The sequence below is a fragment of the Candidatus Magnetaquicoccus inordinatus genome (assembly GCF_004217665.1).
In the GTDB taxonomy this organism is placed as follows: domain Bacteria; phylum Pseudomonadota; class Magnetococcia; order Magnetococcales; family Magnetaquicoccaceae; genus Magnetaquicoccus; species Magnetaquicoccus inordinatus.
Map to the genome: position 1 here is coordinate 1 of NZ_RXIU01000332.1, position 2,609 is coordinate 2,609.

A 2,609-nucleotide genomic window follows, 5' to 3' on the forward strand; every position below is an offset into this window, starting at 1 on the left:
ACGTACCTCCGTTGGTTGGCCATTGTATCTGGCTTACCCGAACGAGGCAATTGTTACATTCCGTCTGAGGCAACACAACATTCTGATCCAGGAAGATGTCAAACTGGCCAAAAAATTATTGGAGTATGCTCACAGGGCTGGAATAACGGATGAGTTGGTTACTAAAGCGCTGGAGTTGTCCTTTGCTCTCAAGGCAGATGAGGCGTCTCGTAATGAACTGATTTCCCGCGTTTACCAACTGGCCACAGTGCCAGAGAGCGGGGTGTGGATGCTCAATAGCATTCAAGAGGTTGTGGACTTTAACCAGTCTCAACAACTTGCAAGGGAACAAACCATCCAGATCTATCGTCATGGTCGTATGCCTTTCCATCGCTTGTGTACCAAATTGACTGTTTCCATGCCTCTCGCTTATTACCGTGCCTTTCAGGGAGTGGAACGTCCGGTTGGAGAGGATTATGCGGAGCTGTTCATCCGTCATGGCAGGCGTTCTGACACAAAAATGGCGGATGCAATTGATGTGAAGCAGCCTCTCTTTTTAGACATAACCGCTCTGTTGCTGGCGAATCAGCTTGGACTTTTGGAGGTGGTTGAGCGTCATTTTCCCTCTTTGGCTGTTGCCAGCGATATACAACGCACCTTGTTGGAAATGCGTGATCTGTTTGCTCCTGACAGTATCCGGTCGATAGAGATGAAGGAGAGTGAACGAAGTGCATTGTTTGATAGTCTGGACGAGATAAGGGAACGGCTGCGGATTGGTATTAATAATGGCCATTATAAACCGATTCCACTGCTGCCCTCGCATATAGCATCAGCTCAGGCAATGGGGGTCAACATCTCCTTTGAGCAACCCATGGAGCGAATCCTCTTCACTATGCTGAAATGTCTGCCAAGGGATCAACGGTATATTGTTTGGTGTGATGATCGGTGTCTCTCTGGTTTTTTCCAATTGAATGGGAATATGGCTATAGGTGTGTTGGAAATTCTCACTGTGCTTGAGAGGGAAGGGGCTCTTACTCAAGAGCAGCGATTTGCTTATCGGCATCGATTGCGTTCTGCCCGGTTGCTTTATCTGTCTATGGAAGCTGATGAGATTGTTTATTATTTGCGCCGTGCTCCGTTTCATGAAGAGAAGGGAGAATTGGAAGAGACAGTAGAAATGGTGACCCTGAGGCGGTATCTCGCCACTGCTTTGCTGCATTATGCACAGATGCAGATGCCGGACGAAGAGGAGATACGCAGGGAGGATCACGGAGAAATACCCGTTTTGCTCGGCTGTCTGCATGCGCTCACTGATGCTCTGCTTGAATTTTGGCGGGATGAGAAGCTGTCTGAGAATCATCGCAAAATATTGTCAGATTGGGTTATATCTAATTTATTTGTTTCATACCTGCCTGTGATGCGCAGAGAGGGGAATTCTCACTATAAAACAATAGAAGTTACCGGGTTGCTTTGGAAAGGAATTATATATCTAAATAAAGAAGCGGATCTTCCCAGATTGCAATGTTTTTTTCAATGGATTCATGATCGTTTGTTGCGCGACTCTTTATGGAACACTCCTGGTTTTCTGGTTGATGTGAGCAAGGGTTTCAAGGAGCAAGCGCTTAACCTTTATTTGAGTGATGAGTTCGGGGAATTCGGTCCCAACTGGATTCAGTATCTTGCTGTCATTGCAAGCAAAGAACTTCCTGCTCCTATCAGGAAAGAGTTATTTAAGGATCCTAAATTTATAAACAAAATTGGTTTGCAACAGAACAAATTTTATAATGTGGAGATGTATCGCTTTGAGAGCGCTACCTTCTGGCGTGCCGTGTCTGATGCAATAAGCCATGGAGAAGCACCGGTGCAAACGTCGGATGCGCAGCAGATGAGCTTGCGAGTCAGTATAGATTCTGAAGGGGAGAACAGAGTTGTCCGACTAGAGCAGGAAGGGATTGATCCTGTTTTATTTGATATTTCCTATATGTTTTTCTTGTTGATACCCTCTTTGCCGGATCGAATCAAATATTTGCAACAGCATCAATCCTGGTTTGATTGTTCTGGTGATCATTTTGACAAGATCGTGGCCGAGTTGGCTAACATCGAAGATCCCGTTCGTCGAATAGAGCAGGTAGAACAGTGGCGAGAAAAATCTACAGAGATTTTTTATCAGCGCTTGCATAAAAAGATCGTGGCAGGTGGTTTTTCTCTATCGCCAGATAATTTATTACCCCCTTCCGGGAAACGGTGGCTGGACTCCATGCGTTTGTGTGTCGATGCAGCAGATCCTTTTGCCAAACAATGGGCAGAGGCAGCCGATTCCCTTGTTCAGGATCAGGGGTTGGAGAGTGCTTTGCAACGTATGCTGGGCTTGCCCTTGGCGCTGCCCGAACCACTTGTGGCAGCGATTGCCGGATTGGCAGAATCGGAAAGGGAAGCCTTGCTTTTTAAGCTGACCCGCGCTGCTATAACTACCTTGGAGAAGATTCACCTTCTATGGTTGTTGCTGCGATTTAATGTGACCAGCCAGAAAGAGGCCGCAGGTACAGCCTGGATGGATCTGTTGCACGATTTGCTCTCCACTGAATCACAGAATGAGGTGCGCGCTTTTACCATCATTTTGCATTATATGG

General features: G+C 46.5%; 1 protein-coding gene. It reads left to right on the forward strand.

What is annotated here, in order from left to right; translation table 11 throughout:
- Positions 1–688: 688 nt before the first annotated feature.
- A partial coding sequence (locus EJP87_RS15320; RefSeq protein ID WP_130472731.1) for a hypothetical protein occupies positions 689–2,609 on the forward strand: 1,921 nt, incomplete at its 3' end.